The organism is Microbacterium proteolyticum (assembly GCF_030818075.1).
In the GTDB taxonomy this organism is placed as follows: domain Bacteria; phylum Actinomycetota; class Actinomycetes; order Actinomycetales; family Microbacteriaceae; genus Microbacterium; species Microbacterium proteolyticum_A.
On the sequence record NZ_JAUSZZ010000001.1, the window covers coordinates 1,288,516 to 1,303,773 of the forward strand.

Sequence of the window (15,258 nt, forward strand, 5' to 3'; positions counted from 1 at the left end):
GCGGGAGGACGACCGGCGCCGGGCACCCATCCGTCAGGGGCGCCGAGCGTTGCGCGGGCGGACGACCGGCGCCGGGCACCCATCCGTCAGGGCGCCAAGCGTTGCGTGCGAGGGCGACCGGCGGTGCGCGCGTCCGCCGCCGGCGCGGTCGAGAGTCATGCGCTCGCGGTCTTGCGGCGGCCCGACCGCGCCTGTAGCTTGAAAACAGAACAGTAGTTCGTATTCTGCTTTTCCGGCGCCACCCTTGTGGAGCCGGCCGCTGCTCAGAGGGGAGCACGCCATGACCGCAGCGCAGAGGATCCTCGTCGTCGGTGCCGGGATCGGCGGTCTCACGACCGCCTCCGCCCTGGCTCGCATCGGCGCGCACGTCGACGTCATCGACGACAAGCCCGAGATCAGCGTCGCCGGCGTCGGCTTCGGTCTGCGCATCAACGGCCTGCGGGCGGTGCGCGAGGTGGGCCTGCTGGAGAAGTGCCTCGAGCTGGGGCACCCCGCGCCGGGGATTGACAACTACGACGCCGACGGCAACCTGCTCAGCACGATGAGCTACGGCTCGCAGGACGAGGGGCTTCCGGGCTGCGTGACGATGTCGCGCATGGCATTCCTCGAACTGGCCGCCCAGCACGCCCTCGACAACGGCTGCACGTTCCGCATGAGCACGACCGTCGCCGGCATCGCGCAGGATGACGACAAGGCCACCGTTACCTTCAGCGGCGGCGACCAGGTCGACTATGACCTGGTGCTCGGTTTCGACGGCCTCAACTCGCAGATCCGCCGCGAATACTTCGGTGAGAAGTACGCTCCCCGCCCGGTCGGTGGGGTGGCCTGGCGCGCGGGGCTCCCCAACCGCCGCAGGATCATGCAGCCCATCATCTGTCAGGGCTACGGCGGCAAGATCATGCTCACACCCCTGTCGGAAGACACGATGTACATGGTGCTCACGGTCGCCGAGGAGGGCCGCCCCCGCTACGACGCGAGCAGGATGGCCGAGATCATGCACGATCGGGGCCGTCGCCCTCACGCGTGGGTCGACGTTCCTGTCCGATGCGCTCGAAGACGTCCGCCACGCGGAGAACGTGGCCTACACGCCCTACTCGACGGTGTGGGTGCCCTACCCCTGGTTCCGCGGCCGCGTGACGATCATGGGCGACGCCGCACACACCATGACCCCGTACCTGGGGTCGGGAGCCGCGATGAGTATCGAGGACGGCGTCGTCCTCGCCCAGGAACTCGCGAAGAACGAATCGCTCCTCGACGCCCAGCTCGATTTCATGAAGCGGCGCCTGCCGCGCGTGCGCGCTGTGCACGACCGCTCGATCGAATCGATGCTCGAGGAGTTCGACTCGGTCACCGACGAGACGTACCGCGCACGCATCGACTCCCTCCGCCGAGACGAGCCGATCGCGAACGAGTACGCGAACCGCCTTCTCCGCATGCCCTACTGAGCCTCCCGGCCCGCCCTTCCACCCCTGAGGAGATGCACGTGTCGCACATCGACGAGTCGTCCGCCGCCGTCACGGCCGCCACGGACTCCGCCGCCCGAACCCTCGTGATCGACGCGGGCGTCGAGAGCGCGTTCCGTCCTCTGAACGGTGTGGGCGGCATCCCCGGTCCGGTCACCGAACACCCGGAGTTCCCCGACATGACGCCGCTGTGGCGCGAAGCGGGGGTGACGGTCGTGCGCTCCTTCGATTGGCTCTCGCGACTCGACACGCGCGACAACCCGACGAGCCTGTTCCCCCACTGGGATGCCGACATCGACGACGCCGCGAGTTACAACTTCGCCGCCACCGATGAGTGGGTGCAGGCGGTCCACGACGCCGGCGCCGAGGTCATGTTCACCGTCGCGAGCTCCATCCCCTCCAACAAACTGCCGGCGCAGGACGTCAATCGGTACGGCCGCGTCGTCGAGAACATCGTGCGCCACTACTCGCGGGGGTGGGCGAACGGGCCCGCGAAGCCCATCCGCATCTACGAGTTCGGCGATCAGCCCGACTTCGGCCCGCTGCACTTCGGCGGTCGCCCCGAGGAGTTCTACGCCATGTACCGGGCGTTCTGCGAGGCGGCGCACCGCGTCGATCCGACGCTGACGGTCGGAGGCCCCGCCATCGCGTTCCCGCTCGAAGCCGAGGCGCCGTACCGCGAGGGCTTCCTCGACTACGTGCGTGCGGACGACCTGCCGCTGCACTTCTTCTCGTTCCTCTGGTTCACCGACGGCAGCCGCGACCCCCTCGACTACCGCTCCGTCTCCCGGGAGCTGCGCGCGCTCCTCGACGGCCGGGGTTTCGGCGAGACCGACCTGACGCTGTCGTACTGGAACTACCTCGCCGTCCCGAGCAGCTCCGCTCCCGCGGCGGAGAAGGGCGCCTTCCAGGCCGCGACGGCGATCTACCTGCAGGACACCGTCATCGACCATGCCTTCTTCTTCCGCGCCGACACGGGGCGCGACCCGCATTACGGCTTCGTCGACCCGGCGGGGGTCGGCACGGTCGACGGCGGTCCCGACGAGCGGTCCCGCGCCCTCGCGCTGGCCGGACGCGCGCTCACGGGGCGTCGTCTCGCCGTCACGGGCGGGGACGAGTCGGGGCTGGCCTGCGCCGCCGGCCGCGACGGTGACGTCGTGCGCGTGCTCGTGGCGAACTACGTCGCGCCCGATACCGCGCTGGTCGAACGGGAGGAGGATCGCTTCACCTTCCGCATCCCGATCGGCGCGCAGCGCATCGAGCTGGGCCTGAGCCTGCCGCCACAGCGCGCGGAGCTCGCCTCGGCGAGGGTGTCCTCGGTCACCGTTCGCATTCACGATCTGCCCTGGCGTGAGCGCGAGGTGTTCCTCACGCGGAGGTCGACGAACGGAACCGTCGACGGTCCCCACGCGGTCGGGGTGTCGGACGAGGGCGTCGTGGAGATCGACCTCGCCCTGGAGCCTCAGTCGGTGTTCCTCCTCGAGGTCGAGGCCCGCTGACGGCGGCGGGCGGCTTGTTCGTGGTGTGACAGAGCCGGATCCGGCGACCATCCAGGTCGCCGTCGCGGGGCGGGGCCGCGGCTAGGCTTTTCGATCAGGTCGACGCGGAAGGGGCGGGACGATGGCCACACGGGCGACCGTCAACGGCGTGGCGGAACCCAAGCAGCAGCGCAGTCGTGACTCGTTCGCCAAGGTGCGCTCCGCCGTCCTGCAGCTTCTGCAGGAACGCGGCACGGGCCAGTTCTCGCTCGCGGAGGTCAGTGCCACGGCCGGCCTGTCCATCGGCTCCATCTACGGCCGGGTCTCGAGCAAGGCGGAGTTGCTCCGCGCCGTGCAGAGCGAGGAGTTCGACCGCCTGGATGCCGAGACCGAGCTCCGTGTCGGCGGCGCCGCCGCGGGTCACCCGACCTTCGACGCGGCGACCGCCGCGATCGTCGGCGCCTATGCCGAGATCCTGCGCGAGAACCGCGAAGTGCTGTCGCCGTTCTTCGTGCTGGGTGTCGAGGATGTCGTCATTCTCGACCGGGGTCGCCGCTCCGGTCATGCGGGGCAGGCGGTCTTCGTGCGGGCGCTCCTCGCCGCGGCGGCCGAGCACCGCGTTCCGCTCACCGCGGCGCGTGCCGACTGGGCGTTCGAGATCTTCTACAGTCTCACCGTGCGCCATCTCGGGCTGGGCGTGGCGGCGACGGCGGGCCTCGACAGTGCCTACGACGGGGGCGAGCTGGTGGAGCGCCTGGCCGACACGGTGCATCTCGTGCTGTGCGCCCCGGAGCGCACCCCATCCCGGGCGCGCGCGAAGGGCTAGCCGCTCCGGATCGCCGCGCGACGGTTCACCGAACGGGCTCGCCGCGCCAGCGGCGATACTGAGCGCATGAGCATCCACCTTCTCGGCGGCGGACGCGACGTCGCCCGCTGCGGCGCTCTCCTCCGCCCGTTCGTCCGTGAGGCCCGCGAGGTCGCGGGCGGTCGCCCGCCGGTGATCGCGGTCCTGCTGGTGCTCGAGGCCGACGACGACGCATCCGTCGGGCGTTTCCGCAGCGTCGTCGAGGCGGCCGGCGCGTCCGTCGACGAGGTGCGCGTCGAGGTGGTGGAGGAGGGCGCGGCGTTCGCGGAGGCCGCGCTCGACGCCGACGCCGTCTTCGTCGGCGGGGGGCTGACCCCGGCCTACGAGACGGCGTTCTCCGGCATCCGGGATGCCGTGCGCGTGCGCGTGGCGGGAGGGATGCCGTATGCCGGCTTCTCGGCAGGTGCGGCGATCGCGGCGGGCCCGGCGATCGTCGGCGGGTATCGGGTGGGCGGCGTTGAGGTCGCGGCGGAGGACGCGGGCGAGGAGCTCGACGAGGTCGCGGTGCGCGACGGCCTGGGTCTCGTGCCGTTCGCCGTCGACGTGCACGCGGCGCAGTGGGGGACGCTCTCGCGCCTCGTCGCCGCGGTCGCGGCGGGGCTGGTGGCCGAGGGGGTCGCCATCGACGAGCACACGGCGCTGATCGTCGGTGCGCCCGGTGCGCCCGGTGCGCCCGGTGCGCCCGGTGCGACCGCTGTGACCGGCGCGGCTGGCGCGACCGTCGCGGGCGCCGGTCATGTCTGGCACGCCGCCGCCTCGGCATCCGGAGTCCAGGTCACGCTCCGCTCGGCCTGAGGATCGCCGTCCCGCGAATTGCGCGGGCGACGCGCAGCCAGCGGGTGCTCGGCAACCGGTGCGTCGGTGACGGACTCCGCGCGACGGCACGCTCGCGGCAACGGGAACGGCCCCCACCCCGGGAGGGTGAGGGCCGTTGCCGTCGTGCGGGTCAGACGCGGCGGCGGCGAAGCGCTGCGGCCAGGCCGCCCGCGACCACGAGGAACCCGCCCGCGAGGGCGATGCCCCACGGCATCTCGGTGCCCGTGACGGCGAGGCCGCTGCCCGGTCGCGTCCCCGCGGCGCCGGACTGCCCCGGCTGCGCGTCGGGTCCGCCGGTCGAGCCGGTGCCGGGCGTCGCCACGGTCGTGAGCACGGCACGACCCAGCGGTGCCGGGTCGACGATCGACGTCGACTCGAAGTACGCCAGGGTGGCGTCGAGGTCGACCTGACCGGTGTCGGTGCGGTTCGTTCCGGCCTTGAAGGTCGCGAAGCCGTCACCGCCGTTGGCGAGGAACGAGTTCGTCACGACCGTGAAGGTGTCGGTCGCCGCGATGGGCGTGCCCTGGTAGGCCATCGACACCACGCTGCCGACGCGCGGGGTGGTCGGGTCCTGCACATACTCGTAGGTGAAGCCCTCCGAGACGCCCAGGTGCAGCTTCGGACGATCTCCCGTCGCCTTCCACTGTTCGTTCAGGATGCCGCGGATCTGGTCGCCCGTGAGGGTCACCGTCACGAGCGTGTTGGCGAAGGGCTGTACGAGCGCCGCCTCCTTGTACGTCACCACGCCGTCGTCGCCCTTCAGCAGGTCGGCGCGCAGGCCGCCCGGGTTCATCAGCGCGATCTGGGCCGGGGCGCCGGCGAAGGCGGGGTTCTCCGACGTGGCCCAGAGGTAGACGTCCGCGACCCAGTTGCCCATCGACGACTCCACGCCGCGGTCGTTGCCCGGCGGGGTGCCTCCGCGCAGGATGTCGCCGCTGATCCGCCCGACGGGCTCGGCACCGATGACGTCGGCCTCGGCGACGTACCCGGCCACCTTGGCCGCGATCTCGGCGTCCGCGGGGAACGCCCCCTTCAGCGGAAAGGTCGTGCCGGTGATGGATGCCACGGAATCGGTGCGCGTGTCGAACGTGAGCGACAGCTGACCCATCGCCTTGCCGTACTCCGACGCCTGGATCACCGGGCGGGTGCGGTCGGTGCCGGCCACGGCGATGTCGCACGCGTACGTCTGGTGCGTGTGCGCCGAGACGATCGCGTCGATCTCGGGCGAGGCGTTCGTCGCCAGGTTGCCGAAGCCGGCCTGGTCGGCGGCGAGGGCCGCGCAGTCGTTCGAGACGGCCGCGCCCGAGTGGGTGAGCAGCACGATCACGTCGGCCAGGTCGCCGGCGGTGAGTTCGGCGGCCACGCGGTTCGCGGCCTCGAGCTGGTCGCCGAAGTCGAGATCCTCGATGCCGGCGGGGTCGACCATGACGGCGGTGTCGGGCGTGACCGTGCCGATGAAGGCCACGCGGACGCCGTCGACGTCCTTGATCGCGTACTCGTCGAGCGCGGGCTCCTTCGTGCCCTTTTTGTACACGTTCGCGCCCAGGCCGTACTCGCCGCCGCCGTACTCGGGAAGCACGCGGTCGGTGAGGTCGGCGAAGCCGCGGTCGAATTCGTGATTGCCCACGGCCGAGACGTCGAGACCGGATGCCACGAGGGTGTCGATCGTGGGCGAGTCGTCCTGGATGAGCGAGGTGAACGTCGAGGCGCCGATGTTGTCGCCCGCGGAGACGAACAGCGTGTTCGGGTTCGCCGCTTCCTTCGCCGTGACCGCACCGGCGATGACGGCGGCGCCGGCGGTGGCGTCGCCCTGCGGGCCCGCCTCGAGACGGCCGTGGAAGTCGTTGATGGTGAGGATGTCGATGTTCTTCAAGCCGGGGTCGGTGACCTCGAACACCGTCGTGGTTCCCGACACCTCGTTGCCCACGACGACGAGCGGGCGCCCGTTCGGCGAGCTCTCGACGGGGATGAACTCGACACCCTCGGGACCGAGATCGCCGGCCTGCGACAGCAGCGTGCGGTCCGCGGCCGCGTCGCCGGTCAGCTCGTCCTCGACCGAGACCGAGAAGTCGCGGTTGTTGACGTACCCGGCGTAGGTCGCGTTCCGGGGGTCGGTGATGTCGTAGGTCATCACGCCGCCCACGCGCTCCAGCCCGATGAACGCGTAGGTGCGTCCGTCGACCTGCCCGATGGCGAGGTTCTCGGGCTCGGGGCCCTTGTCGTCGCTGCGGCCCTCGAGGTTCGATTCGGAGTGGTTGGAGTTGAAGAACTCGGGGTTCGCGTCGTGGGTGATGGCCTCGAAGTCGGCGTTGGAGTCGAACATCCGGTTGCCTTCGGTGTCCCACACCGAGAAGCCGCGGCCACCGAAGGTGTAGAGACTGGTGTAGCAGCTGCCGTCGGCGTTCAGGCCCATGTCGGTGGCGATGTTGAGACGACCGAGTTGGGCGTCGTCGACGTGAGTTCCGACGGCCGCATCGGCGCAGACGGGTGCAAGACCGTCCTCTCCGAGGTCTCCGACACGGGCGGTGTCGGTGTAGTCGCCCCACGCGCGCCCGTCGCCCTCATTGGCGGTGACGAGGTACGTCTCTCCATTCGCCTCGTAGGCCTGGATGCCGTCGGGCATGTACATGCCCCACAGGTCGTAGTAACTCGACTGGTTGTACGTCGGCGCGCCCTCGGGATCGCGGTCGCTCGCGTCGAGCGTGACGCCGGAGTAGTACGGCTTGATCCCCAACGGACGAACGGCGGTGACCTCCGCCGAGGCGATGTCGACGACGGCGAAGGAGTTCGCCTCCTGCAGCGTCACGTACGCGGTTCCACCGGCGACGGCGACGTACTCGGGCTCCAGGTTGCGGCTCACGCGGTTCGCGGCGAGCGGGGTGTCGCCCTGGTCGGGCGCGGCGACGTCGGGCCCGAACACGCGCACACCGGGGTCGAGCGTCTTCGTACCGCCCTGCTCGAACGCCTCGAACCCGGCCGTGCGCACGGCATCCTGGGCCGGCGCGCTCTTGCCCACGGGAAGCGAGACGACGCCCACCGAGCCCTCCGGGTCGACCGAGAAGTTCTCGGCGGGCTCACCCTCGTTGGCGACGACGGCGACCGTGCCGTCGTCCGAGATGGTCACCATGTCGGGCAGGGCTCCGACGGCGACCTCGCCGAGGACCGTGGCCACAGCGGCATCCGCGTCGAAGAAGACCAGGCGGCCGGGGGCCGTCTTGTCGACGTCTTCCAGAGCGATGACGCCGAGGCCGTCGGCGCGGACGGCGACCGAGTTGGCCACGCCCGTCCCGGCGATCGAGAAGAGCTTCTTCGGCGCCGTGGGGTCGGTATTGTCGAGCACGTCGACCGCACCGGCCTGCGCGTTCACGACGAAGAGGCGGTTCTTGTAGGCGTGCACGATCTCGGCCGCCGACTGGTCGAACACGCCGGTCTCGTAGGTGCCGATGGGGCGCAGGCTGACGGCGCTGTCGGCGGGGGAGTCGCGCACCGGAGCGGGCACGACGGCAGCGGAGGCCGCGGTGACGCCCGACAGGGCGAGCGCGCACACCGCCGCTGTCGCCGCGGTGAACGCGACGGTACGGCGCAGGAAAGACGAAGGCATGGATTGTGTCCTCGGATTGGGTGGGGGGTGACCCGCGCGGGGGCGCGATCCTGTGAATTCTGCCTGCATCTCATGTCGACAAGGTGAACGACGTGAGAACACGTGGCCGGTCGGGGTCGGAGTATCGAGGACGGAGCCCCCCCGGGGGCGGCGCACGCGCCCAAGCTGCCCCGGCCGCCCTGCGCCGTGTCTCGCGCGCGTCAACGATGCTCGCTGACTAGTCGCAAGACCTAACGAATAGGAGGACGTCCATGTAAACTGAGCCGCGCGACGACGCCGTCGCCCCACACGAAGGAGAGCCGCATGGACACCATCCCTGCTCCCGCGCTCGACGCCCCCGTCGCCGGAACCCTGTCGGCCGACGAACGCGCCGCCATCCTCGATGCCGTCCGCGACTTCGCCGCGACCGAGTTCGCCCCGCACGCCCTCGAATGGGACGCCGAGAAGCACTTCCCCCGCGATGTCCTGCGCCGTGCGGGTGCGCTGGGCCTCGGCGGCGTCTGCGTCAACGACGACGTGGGCGGCGCCGGGCTGACGCGGGCGGATGCCGTCGCGATCTTCGAGGAGCTCGCATACGGCGACCCCACCGTGACGGCCTACATCACGATCCACAACATGGTGGCGTGGATGATCGACACCTACGGCACCGCCGCCCAGCGCGAGCGCTGGCTCCCCAGTCTCGTCGCCATGGACGACCTCGGCGCCTACTGCCTCACCGAACCGGGCGCGGGCTCGGATGCCGCGGCGATCACGACCTCGGCGATCCGCCACGGCGACACCTACGTGCTCACGGGCGTGAAGCAGTTCATCTCGGGTGCGGGCGCGGCATCCGTCTACGTGGTGATGGCGCGCACGGGCGAACCCGGGGCGCGGGGCATCAGCGCGTTCCTCGTTCCCGCCGACGCGGAGGGGCTGTCGTTCGGACCGAGCGAGAAGAAGATGGGGTGGAACGCGCAGCCCACGCGCGCGGTCGTCCTCGACGAGGTGCGGGTGCCGGCGGAGAACCTGCTCGGTGGCGAAGGACGTGGATTCTCGATCGCCATGACGGGACTGAACGGCGGGCGCCTCAACATCGCGACCTGCTCGATCGGCGGTGCGCGGTGGGCGCTCGACCGGGCCATCGCCCACGTGCACGAGCGCTTCACGTTCGGCGAGGCGCTGGCCGAGAAGCAGGCGGTGGTGTTCGCCGTGGCCGACATGGCGACCGAGCTCGAGGCCGCGCGCCTGCTCGTGCGCGACGCGGCCACGGCACTGGATGCCGGCGCCCCCGACGCCGCGACCCGCTGCGCCATGGCGAAGCGTTTCGCCACCGACGTCGGCTTCCGGGTCGCCGACGAGGCCCTCCAGTTGCTCGGCGGCTACGGATACCTGCAGGACTACGGCATCGAGAAGGTCGTGCGCGACCTGCGGGTGCACCGGATCCTCGAGGGGACGAACGAGATCATGCGCCTCATCGTCGGCCGGAGCGTCCTGGCCGCGTGAGGCGGCCGGGGGAACCCCCTCGGCCGATGTCGGAGAGGCGTGCGAGCATGCGAGGGCGGGTTCGTCCGCGTCAGCACGCGGGCCCACGACGACGGGAGTCACCATGACGGATCAGGATGCCGGGTACGAGACCATCCGCGTCGAGCGACGTAACCGCGTGGGATGGATCACGCTGGACCGACCCGAGGCGCTCAACGCTCTCAACACGCAGACCATGCGCGAGGTGGTGACCGTCGCCGAGGCCTTCGACGCCGACGAGGGCGTGGGGGCGATCGTCGTCACGGGCAGCGAGAAGGCGTTCGCGGCGGGCGCCGACATCAAGGAGATGGAGCAGAAGTCGGGCCTCGACATGATGCTCACCGACCACTTCGGCGCGTGGGCGCGATTCGCCGCCGTGCGCACCCCCGTGGTCGCGGCCGTCTCCGGCTACGCGTTGGGCGGGGGATGCGAGCTCGCGCTGATGTGCGACGTGATCCTCGCGTCCGACCGCGCGAAGTTCGGTCAGCCCGAGGTGCAGCTCGGCGTCATCCCCGGGATGGGCGGGACGCAGCGCCTGGTCCGCGCACTGGGGTACTACAAGGCGGCCGAGCTCGTGCTGACCGGGCGCATGATCGACGCGGCCGAAGCCGAACGCGCCGGGCTCGTCTCCCGCGTGGTGCCGGCCGCCGACCTGCTCGACGAGGCCGAGGCCGTCGCCCGCACGATCGCCGAGAAGCCCCTGCCCGCGCTGTACGCCGCGAAGGCCGCGCTCGATGTGGCCCTGGAGTCGACGCTGGCCGAGGGCGCGCGCTTCGAGCGTCAGGCGTTCGCCGCGCTCTTCGACACCGCCGACCAGAAAGAGGGGATGGCGGCGTTCCGCGAGAAGCGGGCGCCGTCGTTCACGCACCGATGAGCGGCGCCGGGCGGTGGGGGCGGGGGGCGAGCGGACACGCTCACCGCTCGGCCGTGCGGCCCGGCGCGGGACGGACGCCCGGAACCGGCTGCCGTCGTCAGAGCGGCTCGGGTACCGGAGCGGGGTCGCCGAAGTCGCCCGCGCCCTTGCGGAAGCGGGCGATGATGCGCACCAGCGCGGTCGCGTCGTCGTCGTCGAGGCCGAGGTCGGCGAACACGGTGTTCAGCGCGGCGGTCGCCTCGTCGACCCGGCGGCGGCCCGCCTCGCTCAGCACGAGAAGCGCCGCCCTGCCGTCGGTGGGGTGCGGCTCGCGCGAGATCAAGCCGTCGCGGGTCAGCCGATCGACCGTGTTCGACACGCTCGTCGGATGCACCTGCAACCGTGCGATGGCGCTGCCCATCGGCATCCGGCCCTCACGGGTGAAGGCGAGCAGACGCAGCATCTCGAACCGCGAGAACGTCAGGTCGAAGGGCTTCAGAGCCCCGTCGATGGATGCCATGAGCAGCTGGTGCGCCCGGATCACCGAGGTCACCACGGTCATGCCGTCGGCGGCGGCGTCCCACCCGTGCGCGAGCCACTGTCTCTTCGCTTCGGCGATCGGGTCCACCGGCAGTCGTCGCGTCATCGGTCCTCCTCCCGCTTCACGGTACCGCTCGTGCACCCGCCGATCCCTGCTGCGGCACCGACGCCGTGGCATCCCCGCCTCGACGAAGGAGACGCATCGATGAAGATCGTGGTCCTGATCAAAGAAGTGCCCGACACCTGGGGAGAGCGCCGACTCGACCTCGAGACCGGGCTGTCCGACCGCACCGCCTCGGCGCCCGTGCTCGACGAGATCGACGAGCGCGCGGTCGAGGCCGCCCTCGCGTACGCCGACGCGCACCCCGGCACCGAGGTGACCGTGGTGGCGATGGCGCCCGCGTCGGCGACCGCCACCGTCCGCAAGGCGCTCGCGATGGGGGCGACCTCGGCCGCGCACGTCGTGGACGACGCCCTGCGCGGTGCCGACCTGCTGCTGACCGCCGAGGTGCTGGCCGCGGCGGTCCGGCACCACGGATTCGATGTGGTCATCGCCGGCAACCTCTCCACCGACGGCGGCGGGGGAGTGATCCCCGCGATGGTGGCCGAGCTGCTCGGCGTGCCGCAGCTGACCGGGCTGCGTACCCTCGAGCTGTCCGACAGCGCCGTCGCCGGCGATCGCGTGAGCGACTCGGGCACGATGCGCGTCAGCGCAGACCTCCCCGCCGTCGTCTCGATCACCGAAGCGTTGCCCGAGGGGCGGTTCACGACGTTCAAGGGCATCATGGCCGCCAAGAAGAAGCCCTACGAGACCCTGGATGCCGCGGGCCTCGACATCGATCCGAACGACCCCGCGACCCCCCGGTACATCATGCTGTCGGTCGCCGAGCGGCCCCCGCGGAAGGCCGGCACGAAGATCGTCGACGAGGGCGACGCGGGCGAGAAGCTCGCCGCGTTCCTCATGGCCGAGGGGGTGGCCCGGTGAGCGTCGCGCTGGTGCTGCTCGAGGTGCTCCCGAGCGGGGCGCTCGCCGCGACGGCCCCCGGGCTGCTCGCCGCCGCCGCGCGTGTGGGCGAGCCCGTCGCGCTGGTCGCCTCGACGGCCGACGTGCTTCCGGGGGCGGCGGCCGAGGCGGCGCGATGCGGAGCGGTGCGGGTGCTCACGGCCGAGACCGTTCCCGACGTCCTCACCGTCCCCGTCGTCGATGCACTGCAGGCCGCCGTCGATCGCGAGCGCCCCGACCTCGTGCTGGCCTCGAACGCCGTCGAGTCGCGTGACGCGCTCGCCCGCCTGGCGGCCCGGCGTCGGCTGCCTCTCGCCGCCGACGTCGTCGGCGTCGATCGCGACGACCTGGGCGTCGTGGCGCATCACTCCGTGCTCGGCGGGGCGTTCTCCGTCGACGGGGCGCCGACGTTCGGCCCGCTGCTCGCCACCCTGCGGCCCGGGGCGGTGGACGCGCGCCTCGATCCTCAGCCGCTCGCGCTCGAGAGCATCGAGGTCGCGGCATCCGGGGTCCGCGCCGCCCGCATCGAGGCCTTCTCCGACACGGCGGCACCGTCGTCGCGTCCGGAACTCCGAGGAGCGGCGGCCGTGGTCGCCGGGGGTCGGGGCGTCGGCTCGCGCGAGTCCTTCGCGCTGGTGGAGCGACTCGCCGACGTGCTGGGCGCGGCGGTCGGCGCGTCGCGGGCCGCGGTCGATGCCGGCTACGTTCCGGTGAGCGCGCAGGTCGGGCAGACCGGGGTGTCGGTGTCGCCGCGGCTGTACGTCGCGCTCGGCATCTCGGGGGCGATCCAGCATCGCGCGGGCATGCAGACCGCCGGCATCATCGTCGCAATCGACAAGAATCCCGACGCGCCGATCTTCGACATCGCCGATTTCGGTATCGTCGGAGATCTGTTCACCGTTGTCCCGCAACTCATCAGCGCGCTCGAGGCCCCCAAGAATTAGATGGCGTCCACACCCCGCACCCCGCGACGCGGGCTGCCGCGCGTCCCCGGCGGGGAGCCCTGGCCGCCCGCGGCCTCCGGCGTTCCCGAGGCCTCGGCCGGTGCGCGGGCAGGATCCTCGCAGAACGGTGCGGGTCTCGCAGGTTCGGGGCCGCAGGGTGCGGGGATCGTGACCGACTCCGAGCAGGCGTTCCCGGATGCCGCGGTGTCGGGCGGCGGTGAGGTGCCCGGTGCGGCGGCGGGTTCCTCGCAGAACGGTGGGGGTCTCGCAGGTTCGGGGCCGCGGAGTGCGGGGATCGTGACCGACTCCGAGCAGGCGTTCCCGGATGCCGCGGTGTCGAGCGGTGGTGAGGTGCCCGGTGCGGCGGCGGGTTCCTCGCAGAACGGCGCGGATCTCGCAGATCCCGGGCCGCGGAGTGCGGGGATCGTGACGAACCCCGAGCAGGCGTCCCCGGATGCCGCAGACGCGGTCGCACAGGCCGCCCCCCACCTCGTCGCGACGGCGGCGTCCGTCACCGATTCGCCCACCCCGTCCGAACGGCCGGTCCGACGCGGTCTGCCGCGCGAGCCGGGCGGCGAGCCCTGGCCTGCTGCCTCGGCCCGGGCTGCGGGTGCGCCGGATGCACCGCCCGTCGCGACGGCGTCGCACCCGCGTCCGGATTCGGCGACATCGGGCATCTCCGGTCCGAACGGGGCACGACCGTCGGCGTCCGACCGGTCCGACCGTGCCGGGGTTGACGTGGGGTCGACGGTGTTCCCAACGCCGACGGATGCCGCCACGGCCGGCGTGCGCCGGGGTCTGCCGCGCGAGTCGGGAGGGGAGCCCTGGCCGCCGGCATCCGCCCCTGTCGCGAGCGCGCGCGATGCGCGGTCTGTCTCCGCGGCGGAGCGGGACGAGGGCGAAGCGACAGCGACCGCAGACTTCGGTGCGCCAGCCGCGGGCGCCGCGTCCGCTGACGAGCTCGATGCCCGGGGATCCGAGCGAGCCTCCGCGCCCGAGTCAGCGAGCAGCGCGACCACCGGACCGTCGACGTCGACGCGTCCCGAACAGGCGGCTCGCTCCGCGGGTGAGGGGCGCGCCCCGCGTCCCCCGCTCACCGTCCCGCGCACCGTATGGCCGGGCGCCGCGGCCCGTCGAACTGCAGCGGCGAGCACAGGCGCCGGCCCCACGACGTCGACCGGTGCGGCCGCCCGCCGCGCCGGCCCGCCGGGCGCAGCCGCCGGCCGCTCCACGGCCACCGCCGCGGCGCGCATGGGCGACTTCTCCCCGCTGCAGCTCCTCGGATCGGCGGCCGTCCTCGGCGTCTTCGCGTTCGCGCTGGCCGGGATCGTGGTGCTCCTCGCACGCTTCGTGCTCGCCCTCGGGCCGGGGCAGGAGTTCCTCGCCGCGTATCCCGGCGAGTATCCGCTGCCCGATGCCGCGCCCGTCGGCATCCCCGCGTGGCTCAACTGGTCGCACTTCCTCAACAGCTTCTTCCTGCTGTTCATCATCCGCACGGGCTGGCAGGTGCGCAGCGAGAAGCGCCCCTCCGCGTTCTGGTCGCCCCGAAAGAACAAGCGCCGTCGCATCAGCTTGACGCTGTGGTTCCACCAGGCCGTCGACATCCTTTGGATCGCGAACGGCGTGATCTTCGTCGTGCTGCTCTTCGCCACCGGTCAATGGATGCGCATCGTGCCGACCTCGTGGGACGTCTTCCCCAACGCGCTGTCGGCGGCGCTGCAGTACGCCTCGCTCGACTGGCCCACCGAGAACGGCTGGGTGAACTACAACAGCCTCCAGCAGCTGTCGTATTTCGCGATCACGTTCCTCGCCGCGCCGCTCGCGATCCTCAGCGGGGTGCGCCTGTCGGGGGTGTGGCCGAAGGATGCCGAGAAGCTCAACCGCCTCTATCCGCTCGAGTGGGCGCGCCGGGTGCACTTCCCCGTGATGCTGTTCTTCGTGGCGTTCATCGTCGTGCACGTGGGCCTCGTGCTGGCCACCGGAGCGCTGCGCAACCTCGACCACATGTATGCGGCTCGCGGCTCGATCGACCCTGATGCGTTCGCGAGCGACCCGACCGGTCTGCTGATCTTCGCGGCATCCCTGCTCGTGATGGCCGCCGGCCTGGCCGCCGCGCGTCCGCGCGTGCTGGTGCCGATCGCCCGCCTCTTCGGCGAGGTCAAGCAGCGCTGACGGCCGCCGTCGCCGCCGCGACG

The 15,258-nt window shown here is 71.8% G+C and carries 11 protein-coding genes and 1 pseudogene; 10 read left to right on the forward strand and 2 right to left on the reverse strand.

Translation table 11 applies throughout. The annotated features are described in order from the left end of the window. Positions 1 to 280: 280 nt before the first annotated feature. The 5 genes and pseudogenes from QE392_RS17515 to QE392_RS05960 all read left to right on the forward strand — a co-directional run. Positions 281 to 1,012 (forward strand): annotated as a pseudogene (locus QE392_RS17515) (FAD-dependent monooxygenase); the annotation flags it as partial. Positions 1,013 to 1,076: 64 nt separating this feature from the next. Next, positions 1,077 to 1,445: an FAD-dependent monooxygenase gene (locus QE392_RS05945; RefSeq protein ID WP_307449411.1), complete on the forward strand. Its 369-nt coding sequence runs from the start codon at positions 1,077 to 1,079 to the stop codon at positions 1,443 to 1,445. A 38-nt stretch (positions 1,446 to 1,483) separates the two neighbouring features. Then, entirely contained in the window at positions 1,484 to 2,962 is a 1,479-nt protein-coding gene (locus tag QE392_RS05950) for a GH39 family glycosyl hydrolase (RefSeq protein ID WP_307449414.1), read from the forward strand. A gap of 121 nt (positions 2,963 to 3,083) precedes the next feature. Continuing rightward, positions 3,084 to 3,767: a TetR/AcrR family transcriptional regulator gene (locus QE392_RS05955; RefSeq protein WP_307449417.1), complete on the forward strand. Its 684-nt coding sequence runs from the start codon at positions 3,084 to 3,086 to the stop codon at positions 3,765 to 3,767. A 66-nt stretch (positions 3,768 to 3,833) separates the two neighbouring features. Next, the gene (locus QE392_RS05960) at positions 3,834 to 4,601 is read left to right on the forward strand and encodes a Type 1 glutamine amidotransferase-like domain-containing protein (RefSeq protein ID WP_307449419.1); all 768 of its coding nucleotides are present in this window, start codon (positions 3,834 to 3,836) and stop codon (positions 4,599 to 4,601) included. Positions 4,602 to 4,752: 151 nt separating this feature from the next. On the opposite strand, the gene QE392_RS05965 is transcribed toward QE392_RS05960, so the two are convergent. Then, positions 4,753 to 8,223 carry a choice-of-anchor I family protein gene (locus tag QE392_RS05965; protein ID WP_307449424.1) on the reverse strand — a complete coding sequence of 1,157 codons (3,471 nt, stop codon included), beginning with the start codon at positions 8,221 to 8,223 and terminating at the stop codon, positions 4,753 to 4,755. Between the two features lie 303 nt (positions 8,224 to 8,526). Between QE392_RS05965 and QE392_RS05970 the strand changes: the two genes are divergently transcribed. Together QE392_RS05970 and QE392_RS05975 are read left to right on the forward strand one after the other, a co-directional pair. Beyond that, positions 8,527 to 9,705, forward strand: a complete 1,179-nt coding sequence (locus QE392_RS05970) for an acyl-CoA dehydrogenase family protein (RefSeq protein ID WP_307449431.1) — start codon at positions 8,527 to 8,529, stop codon at positions 9,703 to 9,705. A 103-nt stretch (positions 9,706 to 9,808) separates the two neighbouring features. Continuing rightward, on the forward strand, positions 9,809 to 10,597 hold the full coding sequence (locus QE392_RS05975) for an enoyl-CoA hydratase-related protein (protein WP_307449432.1): 789 nt from the start codon (positions 9,809 to 9,811) through the stop codon (positions 10,595 to 10,597). A 97-nt stretch (positions 10,598 to 10,694) separates the two neighbouring features. Here QE392_RS05975 and QE392_RS05980 read toward each other — a convergent pair whose 3' ends face one another. After that, positions 10,695 to 11,222 (reverse strand): MarR family winged helix-turn-helix transcriptional regulator, encoded by a 528-nt coding sequence (locus QE392_RS05980; RefSeq protein ID WP_307449433.1) that lies wholly within the window; start codon positions 11,220 to 11,222, stop codon positions 10,695 to 10,697. Between the two features lie 99 nt (positions 11,223 to 11,321). Here QE392_RS05980 and QE392_RS05985 point away from each other — a divergent pair, with 99 nt between their 5' ends. From QE392_RS05985 to QE392_RS05995, 3 genes are read left to right on the forward strand one after another with little or no spacing between them, the layout of a single operon-like run. Further along, positions 11,322 to 12,101 (forward strand): electron transfer flavoprotein subunit beta/FixA family protein, encoded by a 780-nt coding sequence (locus tag QE392_RS05985; protein ID WP_307449434.1) that lies wholly within the window; start codon positions 11,322 to 11,324, stop codon positions 12,099 to 12,101. After that, positions 12,098 to 13,063, forward strand: a complete 966-nt coding sequence (locus QE392_RS05990) for an electron transfer flavoprotein subunit alpha/FixB family protein (protein ID WP_307449435.1) — start codon at positions 12,098 to 12,100, stop codon at positions 13,061 to 13,063. Before QE392_RS05985 ends, QE392_RS05990 begins: the two co-directional genes overlap by 4 nt. Further along, the gene (locus tag QE392_RS05995) at positions 13,064 to 15,235 is read left to right on the forward strand and encodes a cytochrome b/b6 domain-containing protein (protein ID WP_307449436.1); all 2,172 of its coding nucleotides are present in this window, start codon (positions 13,064 to 13,066) and stop codon (positions 15,233 to 15,235) included. The last annotated feature ends 23 nt before the right edge of the window (positions 15,236 to 15,258 follow it).